We start from the raw sequence: 19,343 nt of genomic DNA on the forward strand, positions 1-19,343 counted from the left end.
ATGAAAGCATCCGATCTTCTTGTCGCCGCGTTGGAAGCCGAAGGCGTCGAATATATTTTTGCGGTTCCGGGCGAGGAAAACCTCGATCTCCTGGAATCGCTGCGCACCTCGTCGATCCGTCTGATCGTTACCCGGCACGAGCAAGGGGCGGGGTTCATGGCGGCAACCTATGGACGCCTTACCGGAAAGGCCGGCGTCTGTCTCGCCACGCTGGGACCGGGAGCGACAAACCTCACGACACCGGCCGCCTATGCCGCTCTGGGCGCTTTTCCGCTTGTCATGATAACAGGCCAGAAGCCCATCAAGGTATCGAAGCAGGCGCAATTCCAGATCGTCGATGTCGTGTCGCTTTTTACTCCGCTGTGCAAAATGGCGAAGCAGATCGTGAATGGCGAACGCATTCCCTCGCTGGTGCGAGAAGGTTTCAGGAGGGCACAGGAAGAGCGTCCCGGTGCAGTTCTGCTGGAGCTGCCCGAAGACATTGCCGAGGAAGAAACCTCCGAACCGGTCGTCGCGCCCCACCCCCGCCAATATGCGGTGGCCGGAGATGCCGCGCTAGACGAAGCCGCCGAGCGTATTCTGGCCGCCGATCGCCCGCTGCTACTGGTTGGTGCCGGGGCCAACCGACGTAGCGCTTGTAAGGCGCTCCGAAAGTTCGTCGACGATACACAATTTCCGTTTTTCAATACGCAAATGGGCAAGGGCGTGCTCGATGAGGCAAGTCCCCTGTATCTTGGGACGGCGGCTCTATCGTCGGATGACTATGTTCATTGTGCCATCGATCGCGCAGACCTGATCGTCAATATAGGCCATGACGTGGTCGAAAAACCACCCTTTTTCATGGAGCCTGACGGACGCACCGTTATTCATATAAATTACAAGGCCGCCGAGGTCGACCAGGTCTATTTCCCGCAGCTGGAGGTTATCGGCGATATAGCGGGATCTGTCGAGCGACTGGGAAACCGGCTGCGCGGCAAACACCCTAGTGACCCGGCAGCCTACGCCAATGTCCATGAGGACATCGCGGCGCACATCCGACAAGGCAGTGACGATGGCCGCTTTCCGATGGTGCCCCAGCGCATCGTTGCAGATGTACGGGCGGTCATGGGCCGGGACGACATCGTTGCACTCGACAACGGCATCTACAAAATCTGGTTCGCCCGCAACTATATCGCGCATGAGCCCAACACCATTCTGCTCGACAACGCGTTGGCGACGATGGGAGCGGGTCTCCCCTCGGCGATGATGGCAGCGATGCTCTCGCCCGAGCGGCGCGTGCTCGCCGTATGCGGCGATGGCGGGTTCATGATGAATTCGCAGGAGGTGGAAACCGCGGTCAGGCTCGGCCTCAACCTCGTCGTACTCATCCTCAATGATTCCGCTTACGGTATGATCCGGTGGAAGCAGGAAGAACTTGGCTTTCCCGATTACGGTCTGAGCTTCGCCAACCCCGACTTCGTTACCTATGCGAAGAGTTATGGTGCGACGGGCCACCGGATCGAAAGCAGCGAAGCACTGGTACCTACCTTGAATGAAGCGTTTGAAAGCGGCGGCGTTCACCTCGTCGACTTGCCGGTGGATTACTCCGAGAACCGCAAAGTTCTGATCGATGAACTCAAGGCGATGGAGTGTCCCCAATGACGTGGCAGGTCCTCAATCCCTACGACCAGGAATGCATTGGCAGCGTTGAGCTGGTCGACTGGCCGCAAGTCGATCGTTGGCTCGACGAGGCGCGCGCGCTGCACGAAGACCGACAAGCGCGGCTCCCCGCGCATGAACGCATCGCCATCCTGCAGCGCGCCAGCGGGCTGATGCGCGAGCGCGCGGAGACACTGGCAATGCAGATTGCGCTCGAGGGCGGTAAACCCATCGTCGACGCGCGCGTGGAGACCAGTCGCGCCATTCAGAGCGTCGAATTGTGCATACACGAATTGTTTGCCAGCGGCGGGCGTGAAATCCCGATGGACCTGACGCAGGCGGGGGCAGGACGCAAAGCTTATACTTTCCGTGAGCCGATCGGGCCGGTCGTGGCGATCTCCGCTTTCAATCACCCTCTGAACCTGATCGCCCATCAGGTGGGACCGGCGGTTGCAAGCGGATGCCCTGTATTGGTGAAACCGGCCAAGGACACGCCGCTTTCCTGCAAGAGCTTCGTCGAAATCCTTTATGAAGCCGGACTCGATGAAAGTTGGTGCCGTTTCGTGCCGTGCTCGGACGGGGTCGCCGAAAAAATGGTCACCGATCCGCGAACTGCATTCTTCTCCTTCATCGGTTCGGCCAGAGTTGGCTGGATGCTCCGCTCCAAACTGGCCCCTGGCACTCGTCTGGCGCTGGAACATGGGGGCGCGGCCCCGATCATCGTCGATGACAGCGTTGCGCACGCCAAGGTAATTCCTCCGCTCCTGAAAGGGGGCTTTTATCATTCTGGTCAGGTCTGCGTCTCGGTGCAGCGCGTGTTCGTTCCGCGCGCCGAATTGCCGGACTTCGCTGCCGAGCTCGCCGCGGGAGCAGAAGCACTGACGGTGGGCGATCCGACCAATGCGGAAACCCAATGCGGTCCGCTCATTCGTCCTGCCGAAGTCGACCGCGTCGCATCCTGGGTCGATGCAGCCGTTCAGGGCGGCGCCAGGCTCGCCGCAGGGGGTAAGCGCATGGGTTCCACCCTTTACCAGCCCACGGTCCTTGTCGATCCGCCGTGCGACGCCGATGTATCGCAGAAGGAAGTGTTCGGCCCTGTGGTCTGCATTTACGGATACGACGACGTCGAAGCTGCGATCGGCCAAGCGAACGCGCTTCCCTACGCCTTTCAGGCGGCTGTGTTTACCGACCGAATGTCCTGGGCCGATTACTGCGTCGAAACGCTGGCCGCGTCAGCCGTAATGGTCAACGATCATACCGCATTTCGCGTCGACTGGATGCCGTTCGCAGGACGTCGGCAGTCGGGCCTCGGAACAGGCGGTATAGGTTACACGATGGCCGATATGAGCGAAGAAAAGATGGTGGTCGTGAATGCACCATCCAGCGTCCGATGACCTTGAGCGCGGCGAAACGGCTTGCGCCCCTCTTGATACTGGCCGCCTTCGGCCTCGATCAATTGTCGAAAACCTGGGCGCATTCTTTCGTTGGTCCGGGTAACGTGATCGCAGTATTCCCGGGCTTCAATCTAGTCGCCATCACCAATAGCGGCGTGGCTTTCGGACTGGCTGGTGAAGCAGCACCGGCGATACTTATCGCGATCGGCGTTCTGCTTTCGGGCATGCTCGGGATTTGGCTAATCCGAACCCGATCCCCCATCCATGCGCTCGGCTTGAGCCTGGCGATTGGCGCTCGTCTGGCCCGGGCACGGTGTGTTCGAAGGCGCGGATCGGTATGTCCCGCGCAAGGGCACGCCGCAATAGCTCGGTGCCGGTCTTCCCGCCTGCACCGAAGACAGCGATGGGCCTCGTATCGGTCATCTGCTTGTTCCTGTTAAGACAGGTGTGGGCGACGAACGGAGGAGCTGCGGGCGCACGGGGTAGCCAACGGCCCGCCCATGCGCCCTGCCAGTATCAGGCTCCGCCTGCCGGACAGGTGGTATATCCCCAGAACCCGAACTCGTCCTTCATCCGGGGTCCGACGACGATCATCTCCTGCATTTGCAGACCCGCATCGCCTTCATCATCCAGCATGCGGGTCCTGATCCGAAGCTCGCCATTCGAATAGCTGCCGGTGCCATCGGCGGTGACGGGGATCAATTTGCCATTGATCTTGATCGCACCGCCCCCGTCGCCGTCATATACAAACGAGGGAAAGGCTACTTCGGTCAGACGAAACTGGCAGGCCTGTCCTGCGCCCAGAGCAGCAAGGTCCGCGTCATTCATAGTCCCGGGAAGCATGAGGCCCGGGTCAACATTTGCCAGTGCACTGGCCGCGTCCTCGATCGGCGCGGCAGTGGCAGGCGGGTCGAGCTGGGCTTCGCGGTCGTTGCCCGGAGCGGTGTTCGAATTGCAGGCGGCGAGCGGCAGCGCGATGAGCGCCGTTAAAGCTATCTTGTTCATGGCTGCATCTCCTCGGGCAGGCGTTCTTCGGTCCGAGGACCGTTCTGCTCGATATCGTCTATGAGATATTTCATCTCGGCGATCTCGCGGCGCTGGGCGACGATGATTGCCTTGGCGAGTTCGCGAACGCGCGGATCCTTGAGGCTGGCCCGTTCGCTGGTCATGATCGCGATCGAGTGGTGCGGGATCATCGCTGCCATATATTCGGTGTCGTCGACGGTGGTCTGGCTGCGTACCAGCCAAAGTGCGAGCGCGAACACAAAGGCGCCGACGCCCAGAATGATAAAATTCTTGGTCCGGTCCTTGTACATGCCCCACATGAAGAGGAGCATGACGACCATCATCATCGCGCCCATGACAAACATCATCCAGAAGCGCGTTTCACTCCAGAAGACATCGTCAATGGTGAAGGTGTTGGCATACATCAGGAAGAACATGATGACGGTCGAAGTCGATACCATGGCCATGAACCGCCAGTAGTTGCCGCCCCCTCCCTTGTCCGAGTGGGTCGTCTTTTCGGTCATGCTTCTTCTCCTTTGTGCATCATGGTCCAGAATAGCTGCGCCGAGCAGCTGATGAGAGCGAAGCCGGTGAGGGCCTCGACGCCGGCGAGAACCCGCAGGTGCTCGGTTGGGAAAATGTCCGCCAAACCAAGCGTCGTCACGTTGATCAGAGAAAAATAGAAATAGTCCATCGCGGTCATCGCGCCGGCCTGCCGGAAGCCGCCCAGACCCAGCTCCTCGCCGATCCAGAAGCCGGCGGCGAAGAACGCCGCTACGGTCAGATGCGAGAAAAGAACGAGCAGCGCGATGCCCAGCTTGTGCAGAAGGCTGCAGTTTTGCTCGAGCAGCGTATGGCCCGCATTCAGTATGACGAGGTGCGAGCCCACCGATATCAGGAACAGCGAGGTCGCCAGGATTAAACCGAGGATCATGTAAAGACCTTGAGACCCATCCAGAGCCCCATCCCCATCATGAACAGGTTCTCTGTCAGCGAGACGAAACCGAGCGGGACGTTGCTGCTACCTCCGACGCAAGCGCATTTGAGCTCACGCTTGTCGATGTAGACAGCCTTGAAGACGCTGACAGCGCCGACGGTGCCGATGAATAATGCCAGCGGGGCAGAAAGCCAGGTCAGTGCGCCCGCGGTCATGAGAATGCCGGCAGCGGCTTCGCCGAACGGATAGACGAAGCCATAGGGCACCCAGCGCCGTGCGAGTAGATCGTAGTTGAGGAACATGGTCGAGAAACTGCGCACGTCCTGAAGCTTCTGGACGGCGAGCAAGGTCATCGAGAGGCTGACGAACCACTCCGCGGCCCGAACGGTGAAGAGGTCGTCAAAAAACGCCCAGCTCAGCCCGAGCGCGAGCAGCAGCGCGACCGCGAAAATCGCAATGACAGGCTGATAGCTGGTTTCGCCTTCCTCGGGCTGCGAGCGGCTTTTGCCGAAGAACTCGCGGACATCGTCATAGCCGCCAATGCGCTTGCCTTCCATAAAGGTCTGCGGCGTGGTCTCGACGTCGTGCTTGTCCTTGAACGCGTCGGTTTCCTCCCTGCTGGTCAGGTGATGATCGTCGACCTCGAAGCCTTGCCGCTTGAGAAGATCGACCGTTTTGATGCCATAGGGACAGACATGATCCTCCATCACCATCCGGTAAACACTCGCAGTTTTCATGCCTTTACAGCCCCTTGTTCACACGCACAGCCTGGGGCTGCTTGTTCAATTCCAATGTTCGTTTCGCGTTTTCGTTTCATCGTTCTTCGAAAGAGAAACGATGTTTGTCGCAATCGCCGACATTCCTCCCGCGAATCTCTTTCTGCCGGTCGATCGCGCGGCCTGGTACGGACAAGATGGACAAACTTCCGGTATTCCGATTGCAGCCGAAGGAATAAAGACGGGCGGGGCGGCGCGAAATTACGGCGCCGCCTCAAAAATATTTATCTGAGCTGCCAAACAGCCAATGTTGCGCTCAAGGACGGTCGTGATCGCCGCTTCCGCTCTCGACCTTGTTTTCAATAGAATCTGTGTTCGTCTCCCTGCGCTGGCCGGACAGAAATATCCATTCCGCCACGAACACGGCCGCGATTCCGATCACCGCATAGGAAACCACGGCCGGATCGCTCTTGAGTTTGGCGGCCGTAAATGCGGCGAGCACAACGGCGTCGGCCGCCAGCGCGGTGAGCAGGACGGAAGCGCGGGCGCCGATCTCTTTGCGAAGACTGCGAAACACGCCCCAATGGACGAGCATGTCCATGACAAGGTAGAAGAAGGCGCCGAGCGAGGCGATGCGGGAAAGGTCGAACAGGACCGCCAGTGTGCCGGCTATGACGACCGTATAGACCAGCATGTGGCTACGGATGCCGCCCTTCATTCCGAAATGGCTGTGGGGGATCATCTTCATCTCGGTCAGCATTGTCAGCATCCGCGAGACGGCGAACACGCTCGCAATGACCCCCGACGTAGTCGCCGAGATGGCAATCGCTACGGTGAAATAGAACCCGAGATCTCCCAATGCGGGGCGCGCTGCCGCGGCCAGGGAATAGTCACGCGCCTGAACGATCTCGCCGATGCTGAGACTGGAGCCAACGGCCAAGGCGACGAGCAGATAAACCACGATGCACACGGCAATCGAGATCATGATTGTGCGACCGACATTCTTGTGCGGATCGACGATTTCTCCGCCACTGTTGGTGATGGTTGTAAACCCCTTGAATGCAAGGATCGAGAAGGCCACCGAAGCGAGCAATGCTTCGCCGTTCGACAAGGAAGCAGGCTCGGTAAAGGCGCCTGCGAACAGTCCGCTGGCCCAGATCGCCGCAACTGCGAACACCGCTATCCCGCCAACCTTTATCGCCGACATAACGAGCGAAAACCCGCTTACCGATCTATTGCCCGCGGCGTTGACCAGATAGGCGAAAACGATGAGTCCCAGCGCCAAGCCCGATATCAGCAATGCGTTTTCTTCGAGCCCAAACGGACGCAGCGCATAGGTCGCGAAGGTTCGCGCCACCAGGCTCTCATTGATAACCATCGACATGGCCATCAGCACTGATGCGGAGGCCGCGACGACACCCGGACCATAGGCCTTTTGCAGGATCATCGCGATGCCACCCGACGATGGCCAGGCATTCGACATCTTGATGTAGCTGTATGATGCGAGCGCGGTGATGAGCGCGCCTGCGACGAAGGAGAGGGGGAAGAGAGGGCCGGCAAGCTCCGCGATCTGACCGGTGAGCGCAAAAATGCCCGCACCGATCATGACGCCAGTCCCCATGGCAACGCCGCCAAGCAGGGTGATGCTGCTCTTGTTCAGATTATCTTCGTGCGCCGAATGGTTATCCATGCGGTTTACCTTTCTATGGCTTGCGTCGCGCTGCCATCTTCCACAGGCGACCGGCCCTGCCGCAATGCGGAGGCATTGAGGCATGGATCAGGGATGGCGATTTGTTCGATTGTCGAATGTTCACAGCTTCGCACTACGAAGTCTGAGCGAGTTCAGGACTACCGATATGGAGGACGCACTCATCGCAAAGGCTGCGAACATTGGGCCAATCAGGATGCCGAAGAAAGGATAAAGAACACCGGCCGCGACGGGCACGCCCGAGGCGTTGTAAATCAGCGCAAAAAACAGATTTTGCCGAATATTGCGCATCGTAGCCCGGGCAAGCTTGCGGGCCCGGACGATCCCGTCGAGATTGCCTCTAACGAGCGTAATCCCCGCACTTTCGATCGCGACATCCGCGCCGGTTCCCATCGCAATGCCGACATCTGCCTGGGCAAGCGCCGGAGCGTCGTTAACCCCGTCGCCGGCCATGGCCACCTTGGCACCGCCTTCCTGCAATTCACGGATGAGCCGCGCCTTGTCCGCGGGAAGAACGCCTGCGCGAATGTCGTCGATACCAAGGCGGGCGGCAACCGCCTGCGCCGTCCGCTCATTGTCGCCGGTCGCCATAATGATCGTAAGGCCGAGCTTGTGCAGGTCCTTGATCGCCGCAGGAGTGGTTTCCTTGACCGGGTCGGCAACGCTGATGAGGCCAGCAATCTTGCCTGCCACGATCACGAACATGACGGTTTCGCCTTCGTCGCGGCGCGCATTGGCCTTTTCGCTGAGCGTGGCACCTTCCAAACCGAGGTCTGACAGGAGCGCAAGGTTACCCAGCGCGACGCGTTTACCGGAAACCGTGCCCATGACGCCTTTACCGGTTACGGCCTCGAACTCGCTGGCGGCTTCCATCGCGACGCCGCGTTCTTCGGCGCCGCGCACGATCGCTTCTGCGAGCGGGTGCTCCGACCCGCGCTCGAGCGACGCCGCCAGGCTCAACACCTCGATTTCATCGTGGCCCTCTTCGGGCATAACCGCGACGAGCCTTGGGCGCCCCTCGGTCAGCGTACCCGTCTTGTCGACGATCAGCGTATCGATTTTCTCGAAGCGCTCGAGCGCTTCGGCGTTCTTGATCAGAACGCCCGCCTGCGCCCCTCTTCCTGTCGCGGTCATGATCGACATCGGCGTCGCCAGGCCGAGAGCGCAGGGGCAGGCGATGATCAGTACCGCAACTGCAGCAATGAGGGCATAGGCAAGCGCTGGTGCGGGGCCCCAGATCGCCCAGGCGATGAAGGCGAGCACGGCTATGCCGATAACCGCGGGGACGAACATGCCGGCCACCTTGTCGGCGTACTTCTGGATCGGCGCGCGCGAGCGCTGTGCGGCCGCAACCATTTCCACGATCTGCGCGAGCATGGTGTCTGATCCGACACGTTTCGCTTCGATCACCAGGCTGCCTGTTCCGTTGATCGTTGCCCCGGTCACGGCGTCGCCCTCGACCTTTTCGACAGGGACTGGTTCACCGGTGATCATGCTTTCGTCGATCGACGAGCGGCCTTTGAGCACTACACCGTCAACGGGCACCTTGTCGCCTGGGCGGACCCGCAATTGGTCGCCAACAGCCACGTGCTCAAGGGGGATTTCTTCTTCAGTGCCGTCTGCCCTGATGACGCGGGCGGTTTTGGCTGCAAGATCAAGGAGAGCGCGAATGGCCTTACCGGTGCCTTCACGCGCGCGCAGCTCCATGACTTGGCCGAGGAGCACAAGCGTAACGATAACGGCCGCGGCTTCGAAATAGACGCCGACATGTCCCTCTGGATCGCGAAAGCCATCCGGGAAGATGTCCGGTGCCAGGACGGCGACGACACTGAAAATCCATGCGGCGAGAACGCCCATGCCGATGAGCGAGAACATGTTGAGGTTCCAGGTGCGGAACGAATTCCAGCCCCGTTCGAGAAACGGCCATCCGCTCCACAACACGACCGGTGTACCGAGCACCAGTTCAATCCATAGGGTGGCCCGCTCGCCAAATATTTCGCGCACGCCCGGCCAGCCCACATAGGGGCCCATCGTGAGAACAAGCAGCGGCAAGGTGAGGATGGCGCCGACCCAGAAACGCCTTGTAAAGTCGACGAGCTCCGGGTTCGGTCCGTCATCGACCATGGCCGCGGATTCGAGTTCGAGACCCATGCCGCAGATCGGGCACGACCCCATCTTTGGCTGCCGGACCTGCGGGTGCATAGGGCAGGTATAAACCGGTCCGTCATAACCAGCGGGAACGAGATCGTAGCGGCCATCATCGCCAGCAACGGCTTCGCCGTGGCCGCTATGGCTGCAATTAGAATGGTCCATCATAGTCTCCCTGGATCTGGCCAAAGGTGTGCCAGTGTTCCGCCGACAAGGCCGAACCGAGCTGACAGGCGGCGTACCCCGCTGAAAGTGACAGCGTGAAACGGGGAACGAGATCAACCCGACTTGCCGATTTATGGCAGAGGATCATCTCATGCCTGCCGTGCATATTCTTTTCCGCGCTGCGAAAGGTGAGTGTGCGCTTCGCGCGCATCCAATTCCCGTGTACTGTTGCCGGCGCGGAGCAAGAAGCGCGCCACTCCATTGTCGAGAAAATAGATCGGTTCGAGGCTCTTTTGTGCGATCACGCGGCAAACAGTTCGGCCATCGAGATCGTGAAAGTAACAATGGATCAGGGCGCAGGCGTTACCGCCGAGTGCTGATCGTATCGCGTCCATCAGCACGCGCTCGAACCCGTCCTTATTGGGGTGCTTGAGAGTCTTCAGATCGGCCTCGATTCCTACGATGCCCCCGCTATCGTCGACGCCGATGAGCAGCGTGCCGCCATCATTGTTGAGAAATCCGGCAATCGTTTTGAACACGACCTGTTGAAGGCTTCGATTTGCGCGCTGTTCACGCGTATCCCAACGCAGCGACGATTTGAATTCCAGCTGTGCGCCCTCGCCTCGGGCGATGAGCAGCGGCAGCTCTTCGGCCAATTGATGCTCCAGAGAGCGGATTATCTGGCGATCTGCCATGAGCCGCAGATGATAAAGACCAAACGTCAGGCCGATTGCGCCGCCGATCACCGCGAAAGCCAGGCTCATGGGCAGCATTTCGATTTCAAATGCCGCGCTCAGTCGATCGACCGCCGAGCCCAACTGCTCAGCAAATGGCACGCTCGCCGCTGCTGCCCCTCCAGACCCATAAACGAGCGCGGTGAGCGGATGAAGGATTAAGATGCCCAGCACTGGCCCGATAACCGTATGCAGGAACAATTCCCTCTTTTTGCTGAAAGACGAACCGGAAAAGGGTAAGCTGTGCATTGTCATAGGCTTTGCGACCTGTGCGGAATTCGCGGCAGCGGATAAATCCACATTGCCGGTTCTTCACCCGATCCTTTTTCTGAAATAGCGGACGAGCGGGACCCCTAGGATCGCGATATACCAGCCATAGAGAAAGCTGCCGATAGCCCCGGCGAAGAAGCCAGGCCATGTCAACCAATCGAAGCCTGGCAGCAAAGGCGCCCATGCTTCATGCATATGGAAAGTATCGGGCGCGATCAGGCCAAAGGCCACGCAGAGCAGATAGGTAATCAGCAGTAAGACGCTGAAAGCCCAGCCCCAGGCAAGGATTGAACCTTTCGTCGTCGCATTGGTCATCTTTGTCTCCGTCGTATACTATAGGGGGGTATAGTGTATTGCGAACTGCTTTGCAACTGTGTCAAAAGCAGTCAGGAATGAACTCGGCGTCTGGAGAGAACGGCATGAGCGATGATCAAAACCCCAAGTTTCGTGATGTCTTGACCCGAATGCGCAAGATCGAGGGGCAGGCGCGAGGAATATCGAGAATGATGGAAGAAGAGCGCTATTGCGTCGATATCCTGCAGCAGATCCTCGCGCTCGAAGCCGCCGCGCGCGCCGCCAGGACCAAAGTACTCGACATCCATACCAAGCACTGCATCGAACAGGCGCTCTCATCGAACAACAAGGCCGATCAATCGGAGAAGATCGCCGAACTTCTCACTCTCATCGAGCGCATGGCCCGTTAGACCGTCTGGAGCCGATTGAATTGTCGGCTCCAGACGCCAAAGGCTGGTCAGTCGTGCTTGTGTTCGGTCTGCGGCTTTTCAGCCTCGGCGGCCTTTTTCTTGCCATGGCCGGACTGGCCATGGTCCATTTTCGAATGGTCCATCTTGGAATGGTCCATCATCTGGCATGACATTTTTCCGTCCTTGTCCTTCTTCATCATACCCTGCATTTTCTTGCCATCGTGCATCATCTCGCACATTTTGGGCTTTTCAGAAGGGGCCTCCTGAGCAAGGACCGGGCTTGCCGAGAAAGCAAGCGCGCCAGCGACGGTGAGGATCATTTTCATCATTATTCTCCAAAAGTTGGGGGCGTTTTCTTGCCCGTTCAGGGGTAACTTGCGAAAACCGTACGGCCGCCGGGCCCAAAGGCGATGACGTCATAGGGTTGCACACGGTTCTCGTATTCCATGCCAGGTGAGCCCAGCGGCATGCCGGGAACGGCAAGTCCGGAAACGCCTGCCGGGCGCTCGCGCAGCAATTTTGAGATTGCTTCTGCCGGGACGTGACCTTCGATGACATATCCCTCGACCACCATCGTATGGCACGACCACAGATCGGAAGGTACGCCCTTGCCGGCTTTCACCGAACCCATGTCAGTGGTGTCGACAGTCGCAACCTCGGCGTCCATGCCGTTCTCGAAATGGTTGGCCCATTTGAGGCAGCAGCCGCAGCCGGGATCGCGATACATCGTGTAGGTGGCCGCCTGGGCAACGTTCGAACAGGCGGCAATTACCAGGAGGGCTGTTGCGGCGAACGAGTTGCGAAAGCGCTTTCGCGCAAACGTGCGGGTCATGTATGGGGACCTTTCTTGTAGCCGTGCCAGAGCGATATCGCTCCGGTGGCGGTCGGGAAGACGTGAAGCCTTTCGGCGTCGGTGAAAATTTCGGCAAGCTGCCGCTCCAGGATACCGTCGGCATTGGGCTGCGTGTCTTCGACACCGTCGAGCTGCTGCACCGTGGCGCGGAAAAGCTTGCGCATAAGGGCGGAGTCCTGAGCCATATAGTCGGCAATCAGCACCATGCCTCCGGGCTGGAGCAGATCGTGCATCTGCTCCAGGATTGCCCGCCTTTCACCCAGCGGAACCTGATGAAAGACGAGGCTGCTGACGATCTTGTTTGGCTGCCATCGCGCGGTCAGGTCGAGGGTATCGAGAAAGCCATTGTGCCAACGGATCAGATCCGCCCCGGCGCCAAACTTGCGACGCGCGATGGCCAGTGCTGCCGGATCGGGCTCAACGCCGGCGAGACCCGCCTGCGGACAGCTGATCATGAGATCGCGAAGCAAGGTGCCGGTTCCGCACCCAACATCGATAAGATGATCGCCGGGCGCAAGATTGGCGGCGCGGACAACCGCGCGCCGCCATGTCCGCTCACGCGTAAACAAGGCGATGGTGAGGTCATAGACCGGGGTCAGCCAGGCTTTGCCAAGGGCTGGCGTGAAGGCTCGGTCGCCTTGAGGAGCGGCTACCCGTCCCACCTACATGATGCCCATATGATTGGGCCCGTGCACCATCTCCCCGCCGAAATAGCCTTGTACGATGAGCGCCGCAGCGATCAGCGCCAGAAGCAAGCGCAGCGCGCCTCTCCCCTTTCCGCGCGCAGCAACCCACCAGGCGAGGAGGCTCAATATGGCAATCGTCGTGCCGTTCCAGCGGTGAATGGCGAGATTTTCCGACCGGTCCAGCAGTCGCCATCCACCCGCAAACCATCCGAGCAAAGCCGCAACGACCGCCCCGATCGCGCCGCCGGCTACGAGAAACCGGATCGTCGTCTCAAGCCCCAAGGTCGGGCGCACCATCAAGGCGAGTTCGGCGAGTGCGGCGACGAGGAGAAGCGCAATCGGGAAATGCGCCGCGACCGGATGAAGGCGCGACAGAAGGTCCTCTGCCGAGGTCAGGCGGTTTTCCGTGATTTTCTGCTGCATCATGTCTTCAGGCGACATGGACTGCTGCGCGTTCGGCCTGTCCATCTCTTCCCCGGGCGGCGCAAGCTCGCCGGCATGGGCGTCGTCCGGCATGGCCATACCCTCCTCCATCGCCAGCATTTCAGCGTCGGACATATTGTCCTGATGCCCTTCATGCGCGTGCAAGGGTGCCGAAAGCAGAAAGGCTGCGAAGAGGGCGGCGAGGCCAAGGCGGGTGAATATGCTCATATGCCTTGATACGCGCGAGAATATCATACCCCTCAAATATTTTTTTGAGGGCTTCGGCGGGCTGTGGCGTAAAGGAGTTACAATAGTTAGAGGTTGCCTATGTCAGATTATCCTTCCCTCGATGCTTCGCTCAAACAGCTGGCCGCGCATGATATTGTGCATGACCCGTCAGACTTCATGGATGGTGTCTGGCAGCGCGCCGGACAGCTTGGCGAGGTTGCCGATCGCCGCCGGCGTGCCGCGCTCTTTTGCAGCCTGTTCGTCATCGGCCTTGGAGCAGGCTTCGGCACGACCATCATGCCCTACAATCAGGGCTCAACTGCGAGTTCCGCCTATAATGATTTTGCGTCGAACGAGCACCTTTCTCCCGCCGCTCTCCTGCATGTCGGGAGCTAGACTTTGACGAACGGACGCCTCCTGCTTGCCGTTCTTCTTGCCGGGCTCGCGGGATGTTTGGGGGCGATCGCGGCTGATCGCTGGCTCAGCCACGAAGACAATGGCAGCCTGCACCAGTTCGTGCACGAGGAACTGGTTTTGACCGAAGACCAGAACGCGCGCCTCGAGACCCTGGAAGCCCGCTTCGCCGTCGAGCGTGCTGAACTTGAGTCATCGCTGCGCGCGGCAAATGCGAGGCTCGCTCAGGCGATGGCCGACGAGCACGAATATGGCCCCGAAGTGAGCGCGGCGATTGACGATGTGCATGGACGGATGGGCGAATTGCAGAAAGCCACGGTCCAACACGTCTTCGACATGCGCGAGATACTCGAGCCCGAGCAGCAGCGCCTGTTCGATCGGAAGGTCTCCGAGGCGCTCACCAGCAATTCGCGTAATTAGGCTTCCGTGACGCAGGCGCAAAGCCGGTCCGAGACCGCCCTGGTCGAAGATGCCCGCAGGGGCAGCAAGGCAGCATATGGGACGCTGGTCGAACCCCATATAGCGCGGCTTATTGCTTTGGCGACACGCATGCTTGCGTCTCCGCATCAGGCCGAAGACGCTGTTCAGGACGGGCTTGCTTCGGTCTGGGTCGCCCGGCACCGCCTCGACCCGGACCGTCCTGTTGGCCCTTTTTTGACGACAGTCGTGCTCAACAAATGCCGCGACAGGCTGCGCAAACGCAAAACGGCGCGCTTTTTCGGATTGGGCGCGGAATCTGAAACACTGGCGATTGTTGACGACAGCCCCGATCCGCAAGAGATCGCGATGCAGCGCCAGGAATTGCGAATGCTCCTGGAGCAAATCGAGCGTCTTCCGATCCGTCTTCGCGAAGCGCTCATATTGGTCAGTATCGACGGACGCAGCCAGGCGGAAGCCGCCGAACTTCTCGGCGTGTCGGAAAAGGCAATCGAGACCCGCATCTATCGTGCCCGGCAAAAATTGCGCGACCGCCTGGAAAATTTTTGAGGGGTAGAACCGGGCCCTTCGTAGTTGAGGGTGTATCGTTCATACAGGAGCTTTCGATGGTCGCGATCAATCGCCGTAAATTTCTGGGGTCTAGCGCAAGCGGGGTCGGAATGCTTGGCCTTGCCGGTGCAATGCCCGCGTGGGCACGCGGAGGTCTCGATGGCACGATCGCGCGCCGCGGGAGCGACGTTCTGTCCGGCGAACATCTTACAATGAGCGTCGCCGACACGACCTTCACCACTGGCTCTCGCCGCGGGCCGGGTGTTGCCGTGAATGGCACCATCCCAGGACCCTTGGTGCGCCTCAAGGAAGGCCAGAACCTGACGGTCGATCTCCTCAATCGGAGTTCGCATGGCACTTCCATTCACTGGCACGGATTGCTCGTACCCTTCCTTATGGACGGTGTACCCGGGGTGAGCATGGCGGCTGTTGAGCCGGGCGATACCTATCGTTACCAGTTTCCCATCCGCCAGTCGGGCACCTATTGGTGGCACGCGCATACGCTGCAGGAGCCGCTTGGCCATTACGGCCCCCTGATCGTCGACCCGATCGAGCCCGAACCATATGAATACGACCGCGACTATGTTGTCATGCTGTCCGACTGGTCGACCATGAGTCCCTATTCGATCATGAAGAAACTCAAGGTCGCCGAGGGCTACTTCAACTATGGCAAAACCACCTGGACCGACGACTACGACATGAGCGGCGAAGAGCGCCGAATGTGGGCGCGCATGCGGATGATGCCGACCGACATCTCCGACGTGAGCGGCGCGACCTACACCTTCCTCATCAATGGTCACGGGCCGGAAGACGATCTCGAATACCTTTTCCAGCCGGGAGAGAGGGTCCGCCTGCGCTTTATCAACGGCGCCGCGATGACCTATTTCAATATCCGCATCCCTGGCCTGCCGATGACCGTGGTTCAGGCCGATGGCCAAAACGTACAGCCGGTCGAGACCGACGAGTTCCAGATCGGTGTTGCTGAAACCTACGACGTGATCGTCGAGCCGCGCGGCGAGGCCTATTCGCTCGTCGCCGAGGCGATTGATCGCTCGGGCATGGGCGTGGCGACACTTGCCAGTCGCCCCGGCGCCCGGACCAGCGTCCCGCCTCTGCGCAAACCGCCGCTTCTCACCATGACCGATATGGGCATGGCCGGGCACGGCGATAGCGCAGGCGCTGCTGGAGAGGGGCATGCGGGGCACGGTGCAGCTTCGGCCGGTGCCGCGGCGGGCATGGATCAATGCGCGGGCAGCATGACCGGAATGGATCATGGTTCCAGCGGCGACGCAGAAATGGCTGGCATGGCGGGGATGGCCGGAATGTCGGGCATGAACATGCGCGACACATCACTGCTTCCACCCAATGTGAAAGTTGGTCCAGGGATCGACTCGGTTGCCATGAACCCTATCGACCGGATGGATTTTCCTGGCCTCGGGCTCGACGATGTGAGCCACCGCGTGCTCAACTACAACCAGCTCGTCGCCGCAAAGCCCAATACCGACAACCGGCGTCCGAGCCGGCTCAAGACGATCCATCTTACCGGCAACATGGAGCGGTATATGTGGTCGTTCGATGGGAAGAAGTTCGACGAGATCACCGAGCCGATTCAATTTGCTTATAACGAGCGCGTGCGCGTCAAGCTGATCAACAACACCATGATGGCGCATCCGATCCATTTGCACGGACACTTCTTCGAACTCGTGAACGGGGCTCCGGCCGACCGTCAGCCGCTCAAACATACGCTGACGGTCCAGCCAGGCGGCAGCGCGCAATTTGACCTCACCGCCAATGAACGGGGCGACTGGGCCTTTCACTGTCACCTCTTTTACCACATGCATAACGGAATGTTTCAGGTGGTGACTGTCCGACCGCTCGAGGGAGGAGAAGGCTAATGAAGCGCGCGACCATGATGATCGCCCTCCCCCTGCTGGCACTTCCGAGCGCAGTCTGGGCACAGCAGCATGATCACGGCACGCAGGCTGCCGAACCGCAGAGCCAGGCCGGGCAAGCTGCTCAAGACGACGAGGCTGCGAGCGAGGCGCACGATCACCATGCGCCGGATCAACCTCAGATGGATCACTCCCGGACGCAGCATCCTCAGGAGGAGGTTGAGAACCCGGAGGTTATGGATCATTCGAACATGGATCATGGGGCAGCCCAGCATGGCGCGATGCCCATGACCGGCAAGGAGGATGAGGGCGGCATGTCGCAAATGGATCATTCCGCGATGGGCCATGGAGCATCCGCCGACCATATGGCGATCCCGGAAGGCCCTCCCCCGCCTGAAGCGCTACAGGGCCCCGCCTTTGCCGCCGATGCCTTTGTCGGCGCAGAGGAAATGGCTGCGTCTCGGGCGGCCGTCACCAAGGAAGTGAGCGGAACGCCGGTATTCTGGTTTCAGGGTGACCGGCTCGAATACCGCCTGCGCGAGGGCGACGACGGCTATTTGTGGGACGTCCAGGGTTATTATGGCGGTGACTACAACAAGTTCTGGTTCAAATCCGAAGGCGAAGGCAGCTTCGGCGAGACCATTGAAAGCGCCGAAGTGCAGGCGCTTTGGAGCCGTGCCATTGCGCCTTTCTTCGATTTTCAGGCGGGCGTGCGGCAGGATTTTACTGGGCCTGAACGCACCCATGCGGTTGTGGGCATCCAAGGGCTCGTTCCCTATGAGTTCGAGGTCGATGCAGCAGCATTTCTGTCGAACAAGGGCGATCTTACCGCACGAATTGAAGGTGAAATCGATCAGTTCATCACACAGCGTCTGATCGTGCAGCCGCGCGCCGAAATCGCGCTGTCAGCACAGGACATTCCCGAACTCGGGATCGGCTCGGGGATCGATACGATCGAGGTCGGCATTCGCCTGCGCTACGAATTCGCGCGCGAATTCGCGCCCTATATCGGCATCGACCAGGAATGGAAGATCGGCAACAGCCGCGATTTCGCAAGGGCCGCCGGCGAGGACCCCAGCGTAACGAACTACGTCGTCGGCGTGCGGTTCTGGTTTTAGGTCAAGGGAGAAGAAACTGACATGATGAACACTTTATTGCGAGTGCCGGTAGTTGCGCTAGCTATTGCTGCGGCGCCAGTGCCGGCTGCGGCGCAGGACATGGACCATTCCGGACATGGGACACATCATTCCGACAAGACAGGTTCGGCCAGCGAAGATGTGTCGGGCGCTGAAGATATTCTCGAGGCTTATCGCGCCGCATTGGTGTCGCGCGATGCCGCAGGCATGTCGGCCCTGTTCGCGGAAGCCTCCGCGATCTTCGAGAACGGCAAGTCCGAGGGGAGTTTCGCCAATTACATGGAGCACCATCTCGGACCCGAGCTCGATGCGATCACGAGCTTTACTTTCACCGACCCGACGCTGACGATGACCCGTAAGGGCCATATGGCCTATGGCTACGAAACCTACGGCTACCGGATCGAGCTCGAGGACGGGCGCGTGATCGAGCGTGACGGGGTCGCGACCTCGGTCCTTTCGCACGATGAATCGGGCTGGAAGATCGTGCAGTACCACTCCTCCTCGCGCGCGCCGCGGCGGCCCTGACCCGCTACGGAGCGGCGAGACAGTTGGCTTCGCGGTCCCTCAAACTGCGCTTGCATGTCTTTAGCAGCAAGCTCCACAAGTGGTTGGCGCTCCTGATCGGGGCGCAAGTTCTGCTGTGGATGGGCACCGGTGCCTTGATGTCCTTTCTCGATCTGGAGGAGGTACGCTCGGAGCATATCGTGTCCCGCGCTGCGCAAATATTGCCTGCCGGGGCCGAGTTACCCGAATGGCTGGAAAGGCAAGATGATGTGGTTTCGGTTGCCACACGTGCTCTCGACGGCAAGGTGGTGACCGAAGTGCGGCGAGCGGATGGCGGTGTCACGCTGCATGATCCGCATAGCGGACGCTTGTTGTCCCCCATTTCGGCCGCGACAGCGCGCGCGATCGCTCGCCGCGCCTGGATAGGCCCGGAGACTTCGGTCGCCGGCGCGCGGCTTGTCGAACGCGACGTCGGGACCGAATTCAGGGGCCCCTTCCCGGCCTGGCAGATCACCTATGACGAACGCGACGCGACGCGCGTCTATATCGACGCCTCGAGCGGAACGGTCCTGTCAGCGCGAAGCGATACCTGGCGGCTCTTCGATTTCATCTGGGGCCTTCACATCATGGACTGGACCCAGCGCGACCGCATCAACAGCTGGTGGCTTCTCCTGTTTGGTATCGCAGGTACGTTCATTGCCCTTTCGGGATTTGTTCTGCTGGCCAACAGGCTACCAAGGATCAGATGGCTGAGTTGGAAACGAAAGTCCGGTTCCTGACTCGCCGACACGGGTCGGATCA

24 protein-coding genes are annotated in these 19,343 nt (G+C 60.0%); 12 read left to right on the plus strand and 12 right to left on the minus strand.

What is annotated here, in order from left to right:
- Genes J2S32_RS09010 through J2S32_RS15835 form a run of 3 tightly spaced genes read left to right on the plus strand, consistent with a single transcriptional unit; the run spans position 1 to position 3,472 of the window.
- A complete protein-coding gene (locus tag J2S32_RS09010) occupies positions 1–1,641 on the plus strand; it encodes an acetolactate synthase large subunit (RefSeq protein WP_253520411.1) in 1,641 nt (546 codons plus the stop codon).
- Positions 1,638–3,032, plus strand: a complete 1,395-nt coding sequence (locus J2S32_RS09015) for an aldehyde dehydrogenase family protein (protein ID WP_103022919.1) — start codon at positions 1,638–1,640, stop codon at positions 3,030–3,032. The genes J2S32_RS09010 and J2S32_RS09015 overlap by 4 nt, the downstream gene beginning before the upstream one ends.
- Positions 3,029–3,472: a signal peptidase II gene (locus J2S32_RS15835; protein WP_103022918.1), complete on the plus strand. Its 444-nt coding sequence runs from the start codon at positions 3,029–3,031 to the stop codon at positions 3,470–3,472. Before J2S32_RS09015 ends, J2S32_RS15835 begins: the two co-directional genes overlap by 4 nt.
- A 76-nt stretch (positions 3,473–3,548) precedes the next feature.
- Here the strand turns inward: J2S32_RS15835 and J2S32_RS09020 are convergent, their stop codons facing one another.
- From J2S32_RS09020 to J2S32_RS09035, 4 genes are read right to left on the minus strand one after another with little or no spacing between them, the layout of a single operon-like run.
- The gene (locus J2S32_RS09020) at positions 3,549–4,037 is read right to left on the minus strand and encodes a DUF6692 family protein (protein WP_103022917.1); all 489 of its coding nucleotides are present in this window, start codon (positions 4,035–4,037) and stop codon (positions 3,549–3,551) included.
- On the minus strand, positions 4,034–4,561 hold the full coding sequence (locus J2S32_RS09025) for a DUF305 domain-containing protein (RefSeq protein WP_047822772.1): 528 nt from the start codon (positions 4,559–4,561) through the stop codon (positions 4,034–4,036). The genes J2S32_RS09020 and J2S32_RS09025 overlap by 4 nt, the downstream gene beginning before the upstream one ends.
- A complete protein-coding gene (locus J2S32_RS09030; protein ID WP_047822771.1) occupies positions 4,558–4,971 on the minus strand; it encodes an ion channel in 414 nt (137 codons plus the stop codon). The genes J2S32_RS09025 and J2S32_RS09030 overlap by 4 nt, the downstream gene beginning before the upstream one ends.
- Positions 4,968–5,711, minus strand: coding sequence for a glutaredoxin family protein (locus J2S32_RS09035; RefSeq protein WP_047822768.1), 744 nt, complete (start codon positions 5,709–5,711; stop codon positions 4,968–4,970). The genes J2S32_RS09030 and J2S32_RS09035 overlap by 4 nt, the downstream gene beginning before the upstream one ends.
- Between J2S32_RS09035 and J2S32_RS09040 the strand changes: the two genes are divergently transcribed.
- The gene (locus tag J2S32_RS09040; RefSeq protein WP_253520413.1) at positions 5,710–5,982 is read left to right on the plus strand and encodes a hypothetical protein; all 273 of its coding nucleotides are present in this window, start codon (positions 5,710–5,712) and stop codon (positions 5,980–5,982) included. The two genes, J2S32_RS09035 and J2S32_RS09040, sit on opposite strands and share 2 nt — an antisense overlap.
- Positions 5,983–6,006: 24 nt before the next feature.
- On the opposite strand, the gene J2S32_RS09045 is transcribed toward J2S32_RS09040, so the two are convergent.
- From J2S32_RS09045 to J2S32_RS09060, 4 genes are all read right to left on the minus strand, one after another.
- A complete protein-coding gene (locus tag J2S32_RS09045; RefSeq protein ID WP_046904117.1) occupies positions 6,007–7,380 on the minus strand; it encodes an APC family permease in 1,374 nt (457 codons plus the stop codon).
- A gap of 120 nt (positions 7,381–7,500) precedes the next feature.
- The gene (locus J2S32_RS09050; RefSeq protein ID WP_253520415.1) at positions 7,501–9,714 is read right to left on the minus strand and encodes a copper-transporting P-type ATPase; all 2,214 of its coding nucleotides are present in this window, start codon (positions 9,712–9,714) and stop codon (positions 7,501–7,503) included.
- Positions 9,715–9,860: 146 nt separating this feature from the next.
- Positions 9,861–10,745: an AlbA family DNA-binding domain-containing protein gene (locus J2S32_RS09055; protein ID WP_253520417.1), complete on the minus strand. Its 885-nt coding sequence runs from the start codon at positions 10,743–10,745 to the stop codon at positions 9,861–9,863.
- Between the two features lie 12 nt (positions 10,746–10,757).
- Complete coding sequence (locus tag J2S32_RS09060) at positions 10,758–11,030, minus strand: hypothetical protein (RefSeq protein WP_046904115.1); 273 nt, start codon at positions 11,028–11,030, stop codon at positions 10,758–10,760.
- A gap of 104 nt (positions 11,031–11,134) precedes the next feature.
- On the opposite strand from J2S32_RS09060, the gene J2S32_RS09065 reads away from it, so the two are divergent.
- Positions 11,135–11,419 (plus strand): metal-sensitive transcriptional regulator, encoded by a 285-nt coding sequence (locus J2S32_RS09065; protein ID WP_046905158.1) that lies wholly within the window; start codon positions 11,135–11,137, stop codon positions 11,417–11,419.
- Positions 11,420–11,466: 47 nt separating this feature from the next.
- On the opposite strand, the gene J2S32_RS09070 is transcribed toward J2S32_RS09065, so the two are convergent.
- From J2S32_RS09070 to J2S32_RS09085, 4 genes are read right to left on the minus strand one after another with little or no spacing between them, the layout of a single operon-like run.
- Positions 11,467–11,748 carry a hypothetical protein gene (locus J2S32_RS09070; RefSeq protein ID WP_046904114.1) on the minus strand — a complete coding sequence of 94 codons (282 nt, stop codon included), beginning with the start codon at positions 11,746–11,748 and terminating at the stop codon, positions 11,467–11,469.
- Between the two features lie 35 nt (positions 11,749–11,783).
- Positions 11,784–12,251: a DUF411 domain-containing protein gene (locus J2S32_RS09075; protein WP_253520419.1), complete on the minus strand. Its 468-nt coding sequence runs from the start codon at positions 12,249–12,251 to the stop codon at positions 11,784–11,786.
- A complete protein-coding gene (locus J2S32_RS09080; protein WP_253520422.1) occupies positions 12,248–12,934 on the minus strand; it encodes a class I SAM-dependent methyltransferase in 687 nt (228 codons plus the stop codon). The genes J2S32_RS09075 and J2S32_RS09080 overlap by 4 nt, the downstream gene beginning before the upstream one ends.
- Positions 12,935–13,609, minus strand: coding sequence for a DUF2231 domain-containing protein (locus J2S32_RS09085; RefSeq protein WP_053059237.1), 675 nt, complete (start codon positions 13,607–13,609; stop codon positions 12,935–12,937). It lies immediately after the preceding gene.
- Positions 13,610–13,708: 99 nt separating this feature from the next.
- Between J2S32_RS09085 and J2S32_RS09090 the strand changes: the two genes are divergently transcribed.
- From J2S32_RS09090 to J2S32_RS09120, 7 genes are all read left to right on the plus strand, one after another.
- Positions 13,709–14,005 (plus strand): hypothetical protein, encoded by a 297-nt coding sequence (locus tag J2S32_RS09090; protein ID WP_046904111.1) that lies wholly within the window; start codon positions 13,709–13,711, stop codon positions 14,003–14,005.
- A 3-nt stretch (positions 14,006–14,008) separates the two neighbouring features.
- On the plus strand, positions 14,009–14,443 hold the full coding sequence (locus J2S32_RS09095) for a periplasmic heavy metal sensor (RefSeq protein WP_103022911.1): 435 nt from the start codon (positions 14,009–14,011) through the stop codon (positions 14,441–14,443).
- 6 nt (positions 14,444–14,449) lie between these two features.
- Positions 14,450–15,010: an RNA polymerase sigma factor gene (locus J2S32_RS09100; protein WP_047822753.1), complete on the plus strand. Its 561-nt coding sequence runs from the start codon at positions 14,450–14,452 to the stop codon at positions 15,008–15,010.
- A 56-nt stretch (positions 15,011–15,066) separates the two neighbouring features.
- Complete coding sequence (locus J2S32_RS09105; protein ID WP_253520425.1) at positions 15,067–16,905, plus strand: copper resistance system multicopper oxidase; 1,839 nt, start codon at positions 15,067–15,069, stop codon at positions 16,903–16,905.
- On the plus strand, positions 16,905–18,020 hold the full coding sequence (locus tag J2S32_RS09110; RefSeq protein WP_120108463.1) for a copper resistance protein B: 1,116 nt from the start codon (positions 16,905–16,907) through the stop codon (positions 18,018–18,020). The genes J2S32_RS09105 and J2S32_RS09110 overlap by 1 nt, the downstream gene beginning before the upstream one ends.
- 99 nt (positions 18,021–18,119) lie before the next feature.
- Complete coding sequence (locus tag J2S32_RS09115; protein ID WP_253520427.1) at positions 18,120–18,563, plus strand: YybH family protein; 444 nt, start codon at positions 18,120–18,122, stop codon at positions 18,561–18,563.
- 50 nt (positions 18,564–18,613) lie between these two features.
- Positions 18,614–19,321, plus strand: a complete 708-nt coding sequence (locus J2S32_RS09120) for a PepSY domain-containing protein (protein ID WP_253520429.1) — start codon at positions 18,614–18,616, stop codon at positions 19,319–19,321.
- Positions 19,322–19,343 lie beyond the last annotated feature (22 nt).

Origin of the sequence: Qipengyuania citrea (genome assembly GCF_024171405.1) — a bacterium.
Taxonomy (GTDB): domain Bacteria; phylum Pseudomonadota; class Alphaproteobacteria; order Sphingomonadales; family Sphingomonadaceae; genus Qipengyuania; species Qipengyuania profunda.

Bases quoted from the DNA above. Each gene is read 5' to 3' on its own strand.
- J2S32_RS09010 (WP_253520411.1), top strand. From the start codon at position 1: ATGAAAGCATCCGATCTTCTTGTCGCCGCGTTGGAAGCCGAAGGCGTC.
- J2S32_RS09015 (WP_103022919.1), top strand. From the start codon at position 1,638: ATGACGTGGCAGGTCCTCAATCCCTACGACCAGGAATGCATTGGCAGC.
- J2S32_RS15835 (WP_103022918.1), top strand. From the start codon at position 3,029: ATGACCTTGAGCGCGGCGAAACGGCTTGCGCCCCTCTTGATACTGGCC.
- J2S32_RS09020 (WP_103022917.1), bottom strand. From the start codon at position 4,037: ATGAACAAGATAGCTTTAACGGCGCTCATCGCGCTGCCGCTCGCCGCC.
- J2S32_RS09025 (WP_047822772.1), bottom strand. From the start codon at position 4,561: ATGACCGAAAAGACGACCCACTCGGACAAGGGAGGGGGCGGCAACTAC.
- J2S32_RS09030 (WP_047822771.1), bottom strand. From the start codon at position 4,971: ATGATCCTCGGTTTAATCCTGGCGACCTCGCTGTTCCTGATATCGGTG.
- J2S32_RS09040 (WP_253520413.1), top strand. From the start codon at position 5,710: ATGCCTTTACAGCCCCTTGTTCACACGCACAGCCTGGGGCTGCTTGTT.
- J2S32_RS09035 (WP_047822768.1), bottom strand. From the start codon at position 5,711: ATGAAAACTGCGAGTGTTTACCGGATGGTGATGGAGGATCATGTCTGT.
- J2S32_RS09045 (WP_046904117.1), bottom strand. From the start codon at position 7,380: ATGGATAACCATTCGGCGCACGAAGATAATCTGAACAAGAGCAGCATC.
- J2S32_RS09050 (WP_253520415.1), bottom strand. From the start codon at position 9,714: ATGATGGACCATTCTAATTGCAGCCATAGCGGCCACGGCGAAGCCGTT.
- J2S32_RS09060 (WP_046904115.1), bottom strand. From the start codon at position 11,030: ATGACCAATGCGACGACGAAAGGTTCAATCCTTGCCTGGGGCTGGGCT.
- J2S32_RS09065 (WP_046905158.1), top strand. From the start codon at position 11,135: ATGAGCGATGATCAAAACCCCAAGTTTCGTGATGTCTTGACCCGAATG.
- J2S32_RS09070 (WP_046904114.1), bottom strand. From the start codon at position 11,748: ATGATGAAAATGATCCTCACCGTCGCTGGCGCGCTTGCTTTCTCGGCA.
- J2S32_RS09075 (WP_253520419.1), bottom strand. From the start codon at position 12,251: ATGACCCGCACGTTTGCGCGAAAGCGCTTTCGCAACTCGTTCGCCGCA.
- J2S32_RS09085 (WP_053059237.1), bottom strand. From the start codon at position 13,609: ATGAGCATATTCACCCGCCTTGGCCTCGCCGCCCTCTTCGCAGCCTTT.
- J2S32_RS09090 (WP_046904111.1), top strand. From the start codon at position 13,709: ATGTCAGATTATCCTTCCCTCGATGCTTCGCTCAAACAGCTGGCCGCG.
- J2S32_RS09105 (WP_253520425.1), top strand. From the start codon at position 15,067: ATGGTCGCGATCAATCGCCGTAAATTTCTGGGGTCTAGCGCAAGCGGG.
- J2S32_RS09110 (WP_120108463.1), top strand. From the start codon at position 16,905: ATGAAGCGCGCGACCATGATGATCGCCCTCCCCCTGCTGGCACTTCCG.
- J2S32_RS09115 (WP_253520427.1), top strand. From the start codon at position 18,120: ATGGACCATTCCGGACATGGGACACATCATTCCGACAAGACAGGTTCG.